Origin of the sequence: Photobacterium galatheae, assembly GCF_000695255.1 — a bacterium.
In the GTDB taxonomy this organism is placed as follows: domain Bacteria; phylum Pseudomonadota; class Gammaproteobacteria; order Enterobacterales; family Vibrionaceae; genus Photobacterium; species Photobacterium galatheae.
Window position 1 is genome coordinate 70,392 of record NZ_JMIB01000027.1, and the last position, 16,517, is coordinate 86,908.

18 protein-coding genes are annotated in these 16,517 nt (G+C 41.4%); 10 read left to right on the plus strand and 8 right to left on the minus strand.

The features are described 5' to 3' along the window. Positions 1-32 precede the first annotated feature (32 nt). The 9 genes from EA58_RS13435 to EA58_RS13475 all read left to right on the plus strand — a co-directional run bounded on the left by EA58_RS13435 (position 33) and on the right by EA58_RS13475 (position 7,888). Positions 33-1,334: a FliI/YscN family ATPase gene (locus tag EA58_RS13435; protein ID WP_051642095.1), complete on the plus strand. Its 1,302-nt coding sequence runs from the start codon at positions 33-35 to the stop codon at positions 1,332-1,334. Positions 1,335-1,337: 3 nt separating this feature from the next. Next, positions 1,338-1,742 carry a flagellar protein FliS gene (locus EA58_RS13440; RefSeq protein ID WP_036753761.1) on the plus strand — a complete coding sequence of 135 codons (405 nt, stop codon included), beginning with the start codon at positions 1,338-1,340 and terminating at the stop codon, positions 1,740-1,742. A gap of 43 nt (positions 1,743-1,785) precedes the next feature. Further along, positions 1,786-3,810 carry a flagellar filament capping protein FliD gene (fliD, locus tag EA58_RS13445; RefSeq protein WP_081819666.1) on the plus strand — a complete coding sequence of 675 codons (2,025 nt, stop codon included), beginning with the start codon at positions 1,786-1,788 and terminating at the stop codon, positions 3,808-3,810. Positions 3,811-3,871: 61 nt separating this feature from the next. Further along, positions 3,872-4,987, plus strand: a complete 1,116-nt coding sequence (gene flhB, locus EA58_RS13450; protein ID WP_051642096.1) for a flagellar biosynthesis protein FlhB — start codon at positions 3,872-3,874, stop codon at positions 4,985-4,987. A 37-nt stretch (positions 4,988-5,024) separates the two neighbouring features. Beyond that, positions 5,025-5,318: a hypothetical protein gene (locus tag EA58_RS13455; protein ID WP_036753765.1), complete on the plus strand. Its 294-nt coding sequence runs from the start codon at positions 5,025-5,027 to the stop codon at positions 5,316-5,318. 120 nt (positions 5,319-5,438) lie between these two features. Further along, positions 5,439-6,134, plus strand: a complete 696-nt coding sequence (locus EA58_RS13460) for a MotA/TolQ/ExbB proton channel family protein (RefSeq protein WP_036753768.1) — start codon at positions 5,439-5,441, stop codon at positions 6,132-6,134. After that, on the plus strand, positions 6,127-6,567 hold the full coding sequence (locus tag EA58_RS13465) for an ExbD/TolR family protein (protein WP_051642097.1): 441 nt from the start codon (positions 6,127-6,129) through the stop codon (positions 6,565-6,567). Before EA58_RS13460 ends, EA58_RS13465 begins: the two co-directional genes overlap by 8 nt. Continuing rightward, the gene (locus EA58_RS13470; protein ID WP_036753771.1) at positions 6,564-7,118 is read left to right on the plus strand and encodes a metal-dependent hydrolase; all 555 of its coding nucleotides are present in this window, start codon (positions 6,564-6,566) and stop codon (positions 7,116-7,118) included. Before EA58_RS13465 ends, EA58_RS13470 begins: the two co-directional genes overlap by 4 nt. 50 nt (positions 7,119-7,168) lie before the next feature. Then, positions 7,169-7,888: a hypothetical protein gene (locus tag EA58_RS13475; RefSeq protein WP_036753774.1), complete on the plus strand. Its 720-nt coding sequence runs from the start codon at positions 7,169-7,171 to the stop codon at positions 7,886-7,888. Here the strand turns inward: EA58_RS13475 and EA58_RS13480 are convergent. The 6 genes from EA58_RS13480 to EA58_RS13520 form a co-directional block, all read right to left on the minus strand. Then, complete coding sequence (locus tag EA58_RS13480) at positions 7,871-8,359, minus strand: hypothetical protein (protein WP_036753777.1); 489 nt, start codon at positions 8,357-8,359, stop codon at positions 7,871-7,873. The genes EA58_RS13475 and EA58_RS13480 overlap by 18 nt on opposite strands. 2 nt (positions 8,360-8,361) lie before the next feature. Beyond that, positions 8,362-9,171, minus strand: a complete 810-nt coding sequence (locus EA58_RS13485; RefSeq protein ID WP_152548037.1) for a hypothetical protein — start codon at positions 9,169-9,171, stop codon at positions 8,362-8,364. Between the two features lie 474 nt (positions 9,172-9,645). After that, a complete protein-coding gene (locus EA58_RS13495) occupies positions 9,646-10,059 on the minus strand; it encodes a hypothetical protein (RefSeq protein WP_152548038.1) in 414 nt (137 codons plus the stop codon). Positions 10,060-10,111: 52 nt separating this feature from the next. Further along, on the minus strand, positions 10,112-11,377 hold the full coding sequence (locus EA58_RS13500) for a preprotein translocase subunit SecY (protein ID WP_161781049.1): 1,266 nt from the start codon (positions 11,375-11,377) through the stop codon (positions 10,112-10,114). A gap of 680 nt (positions 11,378-12,057) precedes the next feature. Then, positions 12,058-12,855: a hypothetical protein gene (locus tag EA58_RS13515; protein ID WP_152548039.1), complete on the minus strand. Its 798-nt coding sequence runs from the start codon at positions 12,853-12,855 to the stop codon at positions 12,058-12,060. A gap of 90 nt (positions 12,856-12,945) precedes the next feature. After that, on the minus strand, positions 12,946-13,863 hold the full coding sequence (locus tag EA58_RS13520) for a hypothetical protein (RefSeq protein ID WP_152548040.1): 918 nt from the start codon (positions 13,861-13,863) through the stop codon (positions 12,946-12,948). A gap of 393 nt (positions 13,864-14,256) precedes the next feature. On the opposite strand from EA58_RS13520, the gene EA58_RS13530 reads away from it, so the two are divergent. Then, complete coding sequence (locus EA58_RS13530) at positions 14,257-15,048, plus strand: hypothetical protein (protein ID WP_036753802.1); 792 nt, start codon at positions 14,257-14,259, stop codon at positions 15,046-15,048. Between the two features lie 47 nt (positions 15,049-15,095). Here EA58_RS13530 and EA58_RS13535 read toward each other — a convergent pair whose 3' ends face one another. Together EA58_RS13535 and secF are read right to left on the minus strand one after the other, a co-directional pair. Then, the gene (locus tag EA58_RS13535; RefSeq protein WP_152548041.1) at positions 15,096-15,662 is read right to left on the minus strand and encodes a hypothetical protein; all 567 of its coding nucleotides are present in this window, start codon (positions 15,660-15,662) and stop codon (positions 15,096-15,098) included. Positions 15,663-15,665: 3 nt separating this feature from the next. Beyond that, positions 15,666-16,514 (minus strand): protein translocase subunit SecF, encoded by an 849-nt coding sequence (gene secF / locus EA58_RS13540; RefSeq protein WP_036753808.1) that lies wholly within the window; start codon positions 16,512-16,514, stop codon positions 15,666-15,668. Positions 16,515-16,517 lie beyond the last annotated feature (3 nt).

A 16,517-nucleotide genomic window follows, 5' to 3' on the forward strand; every position in this document is an offset into this window, starting at 1 on the left:
GCAATATTTGAATTAGGTTCTTCATGAACATGATGCATAAAATTAAATCAATAACATTCGAAAAACTTCAATTCCAAAGAATAGGCCGAGTCCGAAACGTACTCGGTCATACGATAGAGGCGGAGGGATTTGATGTGCCCTTGAATGGTCGATGTGTTCTTCATACCGATCATGGCGGTATATACGCTGACGTGGTTGGATTTACGGATGGAAAAACATTACTTCAGCCACTCGGTTCAGTCTCTGGTGTGAAACCGAACACGAAAGTGACCCTCTATGCTGAAAATCCATCTTTACCTTATTCCGAAGCCTATTTAGGTTGTGTCATCGATCCCTTGGGAAAAATTCTGATAGGGAATCCTTCCAGCAGTACGATGGCGATGAAAACCAATAACTTGCCTCTGAATATCAATGAAAGGGGAAGTATTGATGAAATTTTTCATACAGGTGTCAGAAGCATCGATGCACTCTATCCAATCGGCTTTGGTCAAAGAATTGGGCTTTTTGCGGGAACCGGCGTCGGCAAATCAATGCTGCTTGGGATGATCACCCGATTTTCTTCAGCCGATGTTGTCGTTGTGGGGCTCATTGGTGAGCGGGGACGAGAAGTTTACGAGTTTGTGCACGATACATTAAGTGAAGCGGCGAGAAAGAAAACAATCATTGTTGCTGCCCCTGCCGATTATCCTGCAATCCTGAGAATGCAAGGTGCTGATGTTGCGACATCGATTGCTGAACATTACAGAGATAAGGGGTTAAATGTTTTGCTTCTTGTCGATTCAGTCACACGATACGCCCAAGCACAGCGAGAGGTAGCCCTATCCGCCGGAGAAGCGCCGGCAGCTAAGGGGTATCCTGCGAGTGTTTTTGCCAAACTCCCCTGTTTAATAGAAAGAGCAGGGAAATCGAAAGATGGCGGTTCGATCACGGCTGTGTACACAGTTCTGACGGAAGGCGATGACATGAATGACCCTGTCGCAGATGCCGCAAGAGGGGTTTTAGATGGCCATATTATTTTGGCCAGAAAAGTTGCGAACAAAGGCATTTACCCAGCGATTGATGTTCCCAGCTCATTGAGCCGATTGGCTCAGGACTTGAGCGATGGGAGTACTTATAAAGCTATCTTAAAAGTCAAAGAATTGTTTTCTATGATTGATGAAAACGAAGAACTTTATTCTTTAGGTTTGATCGAACCTGGCTCAAATCAGACCCTTGATAAGGCGATGGCGATGAAGGCAGAACTCATCAACTTTATCAGCCAGGACTTTCATGAAGCATCAACGCCGAAGAAAACGAAAGAACAATTAGACGAACTATCCAGAAAGATAAAATAAAACATGATGAAAAATATCCAGAGATTTAGGAAAACAAAAACAAATGAACTGGCTGGAATGTCTAAGCATGCATTAATGATGCGTATGTATAAAGAAATGTTTAAGCTACTTGATAAATGCGAGTATGTGATGAAAAACAGAACTCAGTACACAATTTCTGAATTTTTCTCAGTGAAATCGAAATGTTTGGGAAAAGTGATTTCGATTTCATCATATCTTGCGGATACAACAGATATGAGCGCAGATCAGGAAGTTGGTGAATTGTTTGTGAAAATGTACAGTCACATTTATGTGAATGCGTCAGAGGCAAATCATAAAATAGATATTGATTCAGTGATCCGAGCAAAAAATATGTCCATGAAACTTATGGATATATGGGCGTCAATACCTGACTCTTCCAGATATTAGACTCGGTTTTTAATGGCAACACCTAATAATTAAAAAAAATAAAATGAGTTTTACGATTAGCGGGAATAACGAAGGGATGGTTGTCCCGAAGAACTTTTACCTTCAAAATAACAATAAAAGTAATGTTGGTGCTGGAATTATAGACTCTGCGTTGTCGAACGAAGACTATGGTTTTTCTATTTCTGATACTGTGGAAATGATGGTTGCATCTCAAATGGGAGCACGTATACCTGAACAGCAGGCGGCGATAACCAATGCGAACATTACGCAAGGAGCATTAACGCAATTAGAGATCACGATGTCGATGCTCTCAAAAAATACGATTCAACCATTCAATCAAAAAAATGCCTTAACTTCATACGAGATCTCTAATTCGAACCCTCATGCGGTTCGTGCTGATCTATCAAAGGGTGGCACATCTGGCACATTAGATTTATCCATTGGGGTGAAACAACTCGCACAGAGTCAGTCGTTAAAGTTTGGTGGTTTTCAAAGTGGGAATGATCAGCTTGCGGCGGGTGTGCTTGCAATTGACTTTGGAAGCTATGATAAGACCGGTTCGTTCACAGAAAATGCGAGTTCAGAGACGATAAGCATCGAAATCACAGCAGGGATGACTATCAACGATCTGGCAAACGAGATCAACAAAAGCACGAAAGATCTGAAGGCCACCGTGATTGCGAACTCAGACGGAACATCTGATCTTGCACTGATGTCGCAAAAGACAGGCCAGACCCATGCAATGCGGGTCAGTACATCAGGTGATCCTTCATTACAGAATCTGACCTTTCATGGCGCGAGCACAGCGACAGCGACACAAGCAAGAGCAGCAACAGATGCGATCTATACCGTGAATGGCATCGAGATGTCCTCAGGCACCAACAGGATCGAAGATGTGTTTGGTCTGAACCTGACACTCAGTGAAGTCACATCGGGAGAGGTCAGGATCGGAACAACCGTCTCTTCTCAGGGTGTTGTCGATAATGTTTATGCGTTTGTTGAGAATTTCAACGCAATGATAGATATGTTCAATGCCTTCAATGCAGAGACGCCCAATAAAGACTTTGTTGGTGCTATTTATGGTTCTGATGTTGCCGAGTTGATTGATGAAGAATTCGATCAGTTGTTTGCGATCCTCTCTCCAGATGGGAGCGCTCTCAAAGATATCGGGATCACCAGAGATCCTGAAGGTCGCTTGTTATTCGACCAAGATAAGCTTTCGGCGGCTCTGCAAAATGACCCCGAGATAGCCAATAAAATTCTCGGAACCATCACAAAGTCATCTCATGCTGGTGTGGCGATCGACAGCATCGGCCAGGCGATGGGCGGAGACCATACCGTTATCGTTACGAGAGCACCAGAGAAGGCGAAGCTTACCGGAAGTGTACTGGCTTCACATGTCGTCATTGCTGCTGACCGTGATCTGAATTTAAAGCTTGGGAATAAAGAGGTGAGTATTCATTTATCTGCAGGCACTTATACGCCAGATGAGCTTGCTTCGATCATGAACAAAGAAATACATCTTGCCGGTGCTCAGGGCTATCAAGCCACTGTTGAAGATGGCGCTTTGTCAATGACATCATTTGAGTATGGTGCACTCCAGTCGATTGAGGTTTTCGGTGATGTAGCTGAATTAGGGCTTACCGCGCAGAAAGTAACAGGCGTAGATGTCGCAGGAACAATCAATGGTGAACCTTTTTTAGGGGATGGTGCGACATTCGAGAGTCAGTTTGATGAAGCTTCAAAGGGAATAAAAATCAGTTTTGAACCTGAATCAATTCCGTTGAATCAGCCGATTATCATCTCTACGAGTCAAGGGTTTTTAGGTAACTTAGACGCAACAATTCAAAATATAAAAATATCAACAAGCCTAGAGATAAAAGAAATAAAATCGTCATTAGATAAAACGAAAGATGATTCTTTGGTCTCTCAACTTGAAGCGCTGCAGAAGAAAGAGCAATACTATTACAATATGTATTATCAGCAGTTCTCAGGAATATCTGCAGCCCTATCGGAAATGGAAGGTACCATCAAAATGATGGAATTGATGTTTGAAGACAACGATTAGCACACCGTCAATGGGTGGCGAAGCGCCACTCATCATGAAGAAGACATGGAGGATTCGCTGAATGTCAGGCGAAAAAACCGAAAAACCGACTCAAAAAAAGCTGAGAGATGCGAGAGAAAAAGGCCAGATAACTCGCTCAAAAGAGTTATCAACCACAGCAGTCCTGTTGTTCAGTTTTACGTCGATGATTATATTTGGTGGGAAAATGTTTCACACGCTTCAAATGAGCGTTTCCCGTTCTCTGAATATCGAGTCGGTTCATACCATATCGGGCAAAGAAATTTTCAATTTCGCATTTGAAATCATGTCAGAAATTCTGTTCAATGCGTTGCCATTCTTCTTAAGCGTTCTCATTGTTGCAGTAGCCAGCACCCTGGCACTCGGTGGATTCATTTTTTCATCAAAAAATCTTGTACCAAAATTCAAGAACATCAATCCGATGAGTGGCATCAAGAAAATGTTTTCAATGCACCAGTTGGTCGAACTGGTAAAGAGTATCTTAAAAGCTGTCATTATCCTGGTTCCAGCCTACTATCTGATACAAGATAAGTTTTATCATTACTTGTCTGTCAGGCTTTTGTTTAATTTCCAGTCTTTTATCAACCAAATGTCCAGCGATATCATTGGTTATGGGCTTCTTTTCTCATCTTTTCTCATCCTTCTCGTGATGATTGATGTGCCATTCCAGATTTATAACCATACGAAACAGCTCAAAATGAGTAAGCAGGAAATAAAAGATGAATTTAAAAATACGGAAGGTAACCCTGAAATCAAAGGTAAAAGACGACGAATTCAATATGAAATGGCAGCCAAAGCTAAAAACAGCAGAGTCATCGATGCAGATATTATTATCACCAACCCAACGCATTACGCTGTGGGTGTAAAATTTGATCCGGCCACTATGAGCACGCCGACGATTGTCGCACTGGGTGCAGATTACTATGCACTGTCGATGAGAGAAAAGGCGAAAGCACTCAACATACCAATTGTCCCCATACCACCTTTAGCAAGGGTTCTCTATAAGACTTGTCATGTCGGCAGTGAAATCCCTGTTGCTTTGTATGCGCCAATGGTGACCGTCTTGTCTTCTATCTACAGACTGGATGACAGGTTATCTTTTAAGGTCACAGAACAGTTCATCGAAAACCTTGGGATTGATGAGACAAAATTTAATTGAATGATATTTGTGCCGAATTCATTGAAAACCAAAAAGAATGATGAAGATTAGAGCGGTAATTGGAGTAGAACGGGTTTCCAAAACTCACCTGAAGCAAGTTGATAGATCCGGGGTCTTCACGGACCACGGAAACAAGCCAACGACGTCTCGGATTGAAGAAGAAAATGATGAGGTCACGAAAGAGATTGTAAAAAGTCTTGGGAAGTATCCCCCCATCATAGAATCAGAAAGCGATGTTTCTAATTTGGATGTGTTGAAAAAAGAGTATCTCAATGGAAATTATAAACCTAACATCAATGAATTAGCTGATAAACTTGCATTTTTTATATGATTTATTCACGAAAGATAGTGTTATCAGGGGGACTTATTTTTGTCGACGACTTGGTTGTAGTTTGTCTTGAATTTACTAATATTCAGTCACTCGATTAGAGAGAATAAAGAGGGAAGTGCATTGGGTATCTTATCATCAATAGGTCATGCGACCTTATTTGTACAAATCGTCGTTTTTATGCTTGTGAGTCTGTCGATACTGTCGTGGGCCGTGATCGTATGGAAAATAAAAACATTCCTATCAATCAATTTAATTATTGAAAATATACTCTCGGCAACATTGGGCCAGAGGATTAGAATTTCAGAACTGAAAACTAACTTAGGTGAAAGCCATGCTGAAAAGATCATTTTTAATTCAGTCAGTCTTGCCGGGCAAAAAATAACAAAGTGTGAATCAATAGAGGAAATTACCCATGTTGAAAGACTTGTGAAGGAGAGTTCTGCGTCTTCCATCTATACTTTCAAAGCAAGTATCGACAGATTTACATCAAGTCTTGCAACAATTGCCCTGATTGCGCCCTATATTGGGTTGTTAGGGACAGTTTGGGGCCTTTTGGATGCTTTTCAGAATTTAGCGGATGTGAAAGTTGTGACATTCCAAACGGTTGCACCAAGTATTGTCGAGGCTCTTTTTGCAACAGCAATCGGCTTATTTGTTGCGATACCAGCATCAGCTGGATTTAATGTGATTTCGAAGCAATCAAGTCAGATGGTTGGTAAACTGACGATGATCAATGACTCTCTGATTAATCAAGTTTCACAGATCAAGTGCTCCAGCATTCAGGAAAAGAAGGGGAGGTTATTGAGGAATGATTAACGGTCAGAGCGATCACAATGGTGAATTGAAAAGTGAGATGAACATCGTGCCAATGATCGATGTCCTTCTTGTTTTGTTAATTGTGTTCATGATTGCGTCGCCTCAGATTTCATCGAGTGTAGAAGTCAACCTCCCTCAAACATCCATTGAGCAGAAACAAGTAGAGCAGAATCAAAGCTCTGTTGTTGTTGTCACCTTAGATAAGACTGACGGTATCTTTCTCACCAATACCGCATTAGGGATACTTGATGAACCGAAAGATCCAAAGCATCTGGTTTTAGAATTAGCAGCAATAAAGAACGTTCAGCCTGAATCAGAAGTTTTCTTGAAGGCTGATAAAGAGACGTCATATAAAAAAGTCATGTTTGGTCTTGAGTTGATTAAGTCGTCAGGTTTTGAAGATGTAAATCTGGTATCAGAGGTTAGAGAATGACAGGAACAGGTCATACACTCACGGGTTTACTTTCTGGAATCCCCCTGGCGTATTTAACATTGAGTTATGGTGCTGGGGTTACTGCATCAATAGCAACATTGGCTTGCTGCACGCTGGGTTCAACTGCTCCCGACTGGATGGAAATTCCATATACTCGTGAAGGTAAGAATAAAAATGGCAATACCATAAAAGTCACAAAACGAGTTTTAAAGCATCGAGGTGTAACCCATATTCTCTCTGTCTGGGTTTTATTATTCTTTTGGTCTTTTATTTACCTGAAGGATGGTGCTAACCCACTGGGTGATCTCGATATCCCAATCAGTATTGTTGCTTCTCTTTTTGGTTTTTTTGGTGGCGGTATTGTTCATTGGTTAGGCGACTTACCAAACAAGCAGAAGTTACCGATATTCACGACACTAGACGGTATCTCACTGAATATATGGCAAAGCGGAAACTTCGAAAGAACAACTGGTTTGATGATATTAATTGCATCTATATTATTTGTTTATTTTGAATCAACAATATACCAATATCTGAAGGGCCTACTATAAAGTAGGTCGTTATTTTACGTGGCAGATTTTTTTGTTAATCTAAGAGTAAAATGTTTAGAAAGGTATCTTTGATATACTTACTTTCCTTAACACCAGCAATATCATACTCATCTGATTTTATTCATATTATAGAGAATAAGGACTATAGCAGTTTAAAAGTCAGCCTTTATAAAGAACAGCCGAATGTTCTTAGCAGAAAGGATGGGTTTTCTATTCTCGATTATGCGATTGCAAAAAAGGATAAAAGAGCAGCCATTATCATCGCAGATTACAACAATAGCTCAATGAGCCAAAGGAAGCTTCAAGCGATTGAATTTGAGATTGCAGCGCTCTCAGAACAACTCAAAGCAACTCAAAGCAAAAGTAAGGGTGTTCCTGAAAAGCTAGAAAAGCTGATGCAGGAAAGAGATAAACTTAAGATTGAAGTGGGTGCAGAGTCTTTAAAAAAAGTTGAGAAAAAACTGGAAGAACTCGAAAATCTCAACTCGAAAGAGGACATTGAACACTTAAAGACAAAGCTTTCTGAAGTCGAAAACCTGAATCAAATCAAAATCAAAAATCTTGAAAATGAGTTAATAAAAGTCCTTTCTTCAATTCAGGCGACAAAAATACCCCCAAATGAAAATGATAAGTTCAATTTTATTGTTAATTCATTGGAGTCAAGAATCAATTCATTGGAGTCTCAGGTCATGCCAATTGACATCAAGAATGCGACCCTTGAAGGTCGCGCTATATTTGGTGAGAAAATTCACTTAAAGACTGAAGAATAATAAAGCGGCAAACAACAGGGAAAGTAAGGGCACTACCATTTGTTTGATGGTGTCCTCTTTCAATATTTTTTCCAGAATCTTCATATATAAAGGACGCATTGCTAAGTTGAGTTCATCGTCATAACTCTCTAAATCACCCGATGTTACTCCCGCTAAGACGTTCAGATAGCAAACTTTCTTTAGAACAACTTTCTTATTTTCCCCTCTTACGACCTCAACAAGGAGCCCTGATTCATCTGGCTGAACAAGAGAGATCTGATAAACACCTGCTGCATCCTCAATGATTAACTTCCCATTGCTAAATCGCCATTGAATCAGAGATAACGATGAACCAACACTTGTATATGAGTAGGATAACCCATTCAGTCTTAGAACAAAGTACAAACCAATTTCGGTTAAAAAAGTGACAATCTCAGATTGTTCTGTGTCATGAAACAGGTGGTCAAGAAAAAAGTTGTGAGACTGACTCATCGTTAAATATCAATATAGTTTTGAATTTTCACGTTTAAAAGACCACCGGTTATTTCGTCCATGTCACCAATAGAGAGTGGCTGAGAAATGCCTGCTCCCATACAGACAACTTGCTTCAGTTCTGGGTTGTCTACAATGATTTTAGTTACTCTCACTAAAGTGCCACTATCTTTATCATTTTTCTGGAAGAGTGAGTTGTGCTCTACAACCTCAGAAACGAGTAAATTTGTCTTATCCGTTGCTCTTCTGCCTTTTCCAGAATCACTAAAGGTCATCATGCAAAAGCGAGTCGGAGTGCCACCCCTGAGCATAGGTTTACGATAAATTCTTCCCCCGTCCTGAAAGAAAGCTGTCGTTTCATTGGGTAAAATCATGAAACGATCCGTGAATTGAATCAAAGAGTCTTGCGGTATATTCCTAAGATACAAAGAGTCTAAAGGAAGTGATTCCTTCACCAGCGCCTTCTCCATATTTTTATGATCAACATAGCCTTTTTCAACGACAACAGGTTCACTTATCTGCGTGATTTCTTCTGCCACCTGGATTGCATCTGAGTCCGTAAGCACTGAATTTTTCAATGGTGACTTTTTTTCAATAACTTGAGACGAATCTTCCTCTTGCTTGTTGTTCGATGTGAGCCCAAAATCAATGCCATACTTCGTGGCATAGTTATCAAAGTCAGCTGAAGTGACTTCAGAAGTTGATCCAATCATTGACTCAAGCTCATCTCCACTCGATATTTCATTTGCAGAAACAACCGTTGCCATCGAAGATAAAGCAACAAAAAGTGGTAAAGATTTTAATTTAATCATGCGTTTCTAATAAATATAGGAAGTGTAAAATATGGGGTCAAATAGGGTTGTAAACCCTATCGATGAAATTAATGACCTCTTTTCTCTTAAATATATTATCGGGTACAGATGGGAGTCGATTGACTCTTTCTATTGCGAGGCTAATCAGATTTTTATAATTGCTCGGGCAATCATTGTGAAAGAGATAGTCTTCGATGAAACCACCGGTCGCAATAGTTAACGTGACACGACAGCTCACATTTTTACGTTCATAAGGTAGTATCCATGCATCATAGAGCAACGTATGAATATCATTTTCGTACTTAGACCTGATGAGTGCTAGTTCTCTTTTATCCGCAGCCGCGTTCCGCTCTGAAATTTCTTTTAAAGCTCTCTCATTTGCTTCTTTTTGCTTTGCCAGTCTTTTCTGAATTTCAGACTCTCGCTTCTTTTCAAGCTCAAGTTGACGTTTTTTCTCTTCTTCCTTTTTCTGCGCTATTTCAGCTCTTTTTTTTTATCGTGCTGTTCCTTGAGTATTCTTGCCTTGTCCTTCATGTCCTGAATGTTTTGGTTCACTTGCTGTAGTGCTTTCTCTGTTTTTACCAATTCCATCTCTTTTTCAACCAAAGATTTCTGGATTGTTGATAATTGATTTTCCTGAACTTTTAATTCTTGAGACCGTTGTTCCTGTTTTTCTCGATAGGTTTTCAGCGACTGGTTTAATTCATCTTCTGAAACAGAAACACTTTTCATGAGCTGCGCTTCAGTTTGTGCCTGTATCGCCTCATTGTGACTCAGGTTTATCTTGTGTGGTTTTTCACCTGAACCTAATAATGCAAACATGATAGCCAATAGGATCAGAGCAATATGCGTTATGGCTGAGGCACTTAAATACTTTTTAAAATTCAAAACAAACAACCCTCTTTCTACAAAATGGGGTAAATGTGAGACCCCAAAACTCTTACTTCAGGAACGCCTGTCCTACTTTTTTATATGCATTCCCTTCCATCATTCCGAATATATTTTTCCTCATCTCACTTGCTGTTGAGACCATAATCAGAATGCTTGTCCCGCCGAGATAAAATGGAATGCCCAGATAGGCATTGATCATCTCAGGAATGGTACACAAAATAACCAAGTAACAACATGCAATGAATGTGAGCGCTTGAAACAATCGGCCTAAATATCTTTCTGTTTCCGCACCTACTCGCAGACTTCGGATCACTTGTCCACTCATCATCAGGCCGTTCGCGGCTTTCTTCGGGTTCAACATTGTCCCTTTCAGTGCGAAACCAAAGCAGAAAGTCAAAATACTGAAGAGAACAATGAATTCGGGTGTGCCGCCCACAAGTCTATTCTTAACCTGAACAATCAAATCAGGCATCAGCGATGAAAATGCCGAGGCGGTTGTCACGAACATTGAAATCACGATTGCGGCAAATATCGGTGGCATCATGCCAATTGGGTTTGCTTTAAAGGTGACATAGGATGGTCTTGAACCGCCATATTTATCATTTTTTAAGGTTGCGATGCGTCGACCTGCATTCTCAAAGTAAATTACCATCACAAAACTGAAGAGGATGATTGCGATGAGAGCGGCGACGGAGACAACAGTCGCTGAGCCAGCGTCGACCATACTTGCAATGGTAAAGAAATTTGAAGGCATGGATGACAAAATACCAAACATGATAATTAAGCTGGTACCGGCTCCAAATCCGACGAATGTCATGATGTTTGCAAGCCACACCACAATAAATGTTCCCGTCAACAGAGACAAGAATGTTGAAACATAGAAGGTGAAGCCATCAACAGTCGCTAATGGTTCGCCATTCACATTCTGAGACAAGAGGATGGAAGAGAGCGTCATGGATTGCGTAAAGACTAAGAATACGGTAAGCAGTCTTTTGATTTGTTCCAGTTTTATTTTTCCATTTTCACTGGCTGCAAATTCTTTCACTCTGTCGCTCATCAGTTGTGCGACAAAAATGACGATGCTTGCAGTAATATAAGGCATGATACTTAAAGAGAACACAGACATTCTCGACAGTGATCCTCCACCGATAATATTCACTAATTGTAGGACGCCGTTTTGATGACTCTCAAAGAGGGTATCAAAAACGGCTTTATTGATGTGTGGGATCGGTGTGTGTGAGCCAATTCTGAAAAATAGCAAACACACAGCCATGGTGATGGCTGCCCGGAAAAACGTTGAATAGTAAAATCTCATAGTCACCCTAAATGAAGATACACAGGAGTAGATAGATGACAAACAACGTTCCCAGGAGGTAAGTTTTGCCATTGAAAATCAGATTAAATTTTGGACTTTTATCCTCATTCGATATTTCTTCAACTTCTGAGTAGTTGACTGTTTGAATGAGAAGAAAAATAAGAAAAATTGAATATGCCCAATGAAAGTAGTTCATCCATTGAGGCGTGGCGTTTGCTAGTTCCACAGGATTACCCCAAAGTAAATATAGAAATTATAATTACCTTGAGTTTAAGAAGTAATCTGTGACATTTAAAGGGAGAGCATATAAAAAAGACCGCTTGACGCGACCGTTGAAAATCGAACCTGAATAGCCGTATCTTGTTGATATTTGCCTGCACCCAAAAGAGAAAAGTGATTAAAGCAAACGGCTCCTTGCTGTAAAAGTACGCTTCTATTGCTTTGAGTGATACGTGCTTGTGAATGTCTGAGAATTGATATGTATTCACGTTTATATCATCAGGCGGTTTTGGTTGCACATTTGAAATTTTTACGGAAGTTTATGTTTCACTGACAGTTCATGTTTCACTGCCAGTGAAGGTCGAAATCTGTTTAATCAGTGCCGGGATTGGCTTCAGTCAGCACTTATTTTCAAGTGATTCGGGTTGGCATCATTCCCGATGATTTTCTATTTGCAATCCTCAAATGTCGTACAGGCCCAGCGATTCCAGTAAATTCTCCGAAAGACGTTTGTCTGTATACTGAACTTCTTCATTTTTCTTCCCTGCTTTGCCCCTGCTCGGGACAGTCAGGTCGTCTATCGACTTGTCACCGTTGTGTTTGATCAAGGCATTCATGGCTGATGTTAACTTTTGTGCCTTGCTCAAAGGCAGTCCTCTCAGCGCTCGGATCATCGCTTTTCTGTATTCTTGATCTCCGAAAAGACTGACCAGCTCAAATACTGCGATATCTACCTCAGGCGTTTTTTCCATCTCTTTGAAAGCAGAAGGCTGCGTTATCTCCGCTTCGGCAAGGGAGGATAGATCTTTTCTGTGAAAGGTAAAGCTATAGTGGGCACACACCCTTTCTTTGACCTTTTGCTGGATGGTGTCGAACAGATCTTTATTCAGCTCATTCTTTAAAGATGCCTCATCAGATAACTTATTGAAATTCAATAGGTAAAATGTTGACTTAACACACCGCTCATGAATATCAAAGTAAAGGTGAAAACCGATAGGTAGCATTTTTAGATTGATTTGTAAGATTCGCAGGACGGCTTCGTGGACTCTGATGACATCACGACTAAACATATCCTGCGAGAACGCTGTCGAGAAAACTTGCATTTTTAATGCATAAAGGTCTTTCCCCTGACTCTTTGGGTACTCATTGTGCAAAGAGGACAGCGACACTCTGTAGTTCACAGAAAAATATTTATTATCAAATTTATACCCATCAAAGAAAGGGATCGCTTTCTTTGGAAAATTTGATAACTTTTTCACCTTATTCGGTCTGGTTATCATCATCAGAGTCTTGTATGCGAATATAATTTTGAGCATTATACACGCACTTACATGCAAATCTACCTGTTTTTACCTGACATCTAATTCCTGAAAGATCCAGTTTGTTAAAGGAACTTTATGGGGGGCACCATATTGATTGAACGTGTTTCTATCAACCAAAAGATACCCATTCCATTGGTGGTGACTCGAATTGTGTTTCAGAACCACAAGGTCATTTCCTTTCTGACATGAATATCGATCGACAGTCGCACCATACCCTTCATTGGTGATCGGTGTTTCCTCGCATGACATGCGTTTTTTCAGGGATTCTACCGTTTTGATTCCATCAAGCCTTTCCGTGAGTGAGTAGGGTTCAGATGACGTGAAAACCGTATTGACATCCCAGGGGAAGACTTGCTCCGTAATATTGACCGAGTAAAGAACCTTTAATCCAGTTGGCTCACAAGTTTCGTCTTTAAAAACCCCACCACTACTGAGAACCAGGGATGAGGCCTTGGTTGAGCACGCTGAGCTATATGCCGGTGCAACGCCTAAGTCATAGCCAACAACCAACTGCTGTCTGGGTGGCATATATTTCAAATAAGGTGACTTCACCATTTGCATCAATCTTGAGTGACGCTTCGTTGCTCTGGCGTCGAAGCTGTCCATCTCGATGCCAAAAAACATCAACCGTCTGAGGCTTTCTGCAGGCTCTTGAGTCAACCCAGAAATATTGAGTAAAGCGTACGGTGTCTGATCTTTTCCATGCCAAATCTCCACATAATCAGCATTCGCAATGCTTTTAAAAGTGCCTTTTGGCGGTCTGCTGTAGAACGTCAGGTGGAAGCTTTGCTCGCCAACTTTCAATTCTCTGGCAATTACTGAAGCAGATTGAATATCTTTTTCTACGCTGGTCCTGTCTATCGCAGCATTTGAAAAAGGGACAAAAGATGCGATTGCCAGTGAGAGTGCTATCTTGGTTTCAAACTTTTTACTCATCATCGTCATTTGTTTTCGTGAGGGTGCTAACCTATAATTTTCGCACTTTTTAGAATTATTATAATTGTTGTTTTTAAAATAAGGTAAATGCAAGTGAATCGTCTAAATCGAATCTTTAAGACTTTTCGGGAAGAATCTACTTTCATCCGGGAACAATTTGGTAAAATCATTTGGCCCACACCGTCTGAAGCGGTAAAAATCTTTGGATGGACAAGCATGATGCTGCTGACTTTTGCAATTCTGATCACATTTGTTTTTGATCCTATTTCAATTGAGATGATCAAGTTTTTGTCCAATCTTCAATAGCCTATCGTAAAGTGGGCTGGTTTGTAGTCGTGTTCAATCATGACTACAATTAAGAGAAAGTTCGAAATGAATTTTCCGACAAATAGATTCGCCACAATGATCGGGATATCTCTCGTATTTTCTTCAGGTGCTGCTGTCGCGGGTTCAGACAGCGCAGACCCTGTCGATCCACTTGCGTGTACTGAGGAAGAAATCCTGGCTGTGATGTCTGAGTATGAGGCCAGTTTAGGCTCCATTGATAAATACCATGTACCAAGGTTTGAAAAATTCCGTGAAGTACGGATGGCACACCGCGCCCAAGATCCAGAGACGAGAGAACAGAATCTCTGTGATGTGATTGCCAATACAGAATTCAAAATTCCTGACATCGATCTATCCATGCTAGAGGCGGGTTGGTCGTCATTAAAAGCGCTGATGGCGGGGAACACCAATGGGGTGGATTGGAGTACGGTGATGAGCGAAGCCTACAAAGCTGGTATGAAGAAGGCAAAGAAATGGTGGCTCGAAAACAACTGCAAGTTAGCCCAGAACTTCAGCCAGTCGGTGAATGAGTCGATTGATGAGGCTCACGAGGAAGCAAAGGATACGGCAAAGGGTGAAATTGAAAATACGGAAGAAGCAAAACAACTGGGTGCTTCTGACTTAGATAAACCGCTCTACCGACAAGTTGCTGAGAAGCAAACAGAAGACCAACTTGAGGACTATGCCGGGTATGCCAAGTGGTATGATGAAGATCAATGGGGAGAAGGTAACCGTCAGGATGCGATGGATAACATCGTTGACAAAGTCCTTGGAGATCAACGCGGGAATGCACTAGACAAACATGTGGATGATGTCGGTAGCGAACGGCTGGGTAGTATTCTGGATAAAGTTGAGCCCAAATACTAATCTCTGAGCGTAATCAGTATCAGAAAGGCGGCAATGGCCGCCTTTCTTCATTTGGGTAACCAGACTTTCAGGTTTTCAGAGCAGCTCATGATGGCATCCTGAACGTATCTGGGGTTCATTGAGAGTGGCGTCAGATCTGCTTGTTGCAGGCTGCCCAGGATGAGGTTTTCTTTATAAGATTCTTTTCCTTCGATGAGTTTGGTGAAAATACTTTCAGTGATAAATGTGATCTCCTCATCAAGACCAAAGTATCCGCAACCTGCCACTAAGGATGCAGTCTTTGAATATTGTTGAAGTGCTACCCGGTCATTAGCATTCTGAATGGTGAATGCACTTGAGTAGGCTAAAGCCTTGAGCGCCTTTTTTCTTAAGTCAGACATTTGCTGCTGACCCTCGATAAAACGCAGTGCATCCTCAAGACCTTTTGTCTGATGAATTTTCACGCCAGCAAAATCCACCAGCGCACCATCAAAGTTGAGTTTTTGTACGCCAAGTTTCTCAACCCGTTGTTCTTTTGGGATATATTGCATTTCCTCTACAGTGACATCTATTGCAAATGCTGATACTGAGGAAAAAGCCACCAGCCCTGCGATCCATATTTTTTTCATAAGCATATTTTATAATTCACCTTCAGGTGATGGCCTCTTGGAGACGGCAAAAGCACCTGAATTTTTCTTGATTGATACCCAGTAAGGGACAATCGTCAGCGAGCTGAACATACCGACTCCCACGCCAGCGAACAGCGTTAAAGAAAAGGCATGCATCGATTCTCCTCCGAAAATGAATAGCGAAACAATGACAATCAGAGTCGACACTGCAGTATTGACGTTTCTTCTGAGTGTCATTTCCATCGCAGTCTGCACCGGGTTTTTTTCTTCTTCACGAATCAGCGTTCTGACCCTGTCTAGGGTCACGACGGAATCGTTAATTGAGTAACCGATGATAGCAAGCAGTGCACCGACAACAATCGAGGACACTTCAATGTGGAAGACACTCAGGACAAAAAGTGTGAACGCAATATCGTGCACAAGTGCGATCAGTGTCGCAATCGCCATGGCGCTGTTGTATCTCATAGAAAGGTAAATCATAACCCCGAGGAATGCGATACCCATCCCGTACAGCGACGCACTGATCAGCGCTTGTCCTAATGAGGCGCCAATGGTGTCCCTTGCCAGCTGATGCGCGTTCAGGTATTCCTGATCACTCATGGTCAGGCCAGATTCATCTGCCATTTGCACAGTCGCACCGTTTGACGATCCGGAGATCATCAACGATGTGTTCTCTCCCAGCCTGGATTGAACCGCCTCTATCGAGGCATCGAGGGTGTAAACAACTCCGCCCGTAAACTCAATGCTGTAGTTCAGTATGAGTGTACCTGAAGCAAAGAGTAGGGTGATCAGGAGCATGAAAGCCAGCATCACCTTGGCGAGCTTTTCTCTGACTGATTCAATCAATACAAAGTTCATAAA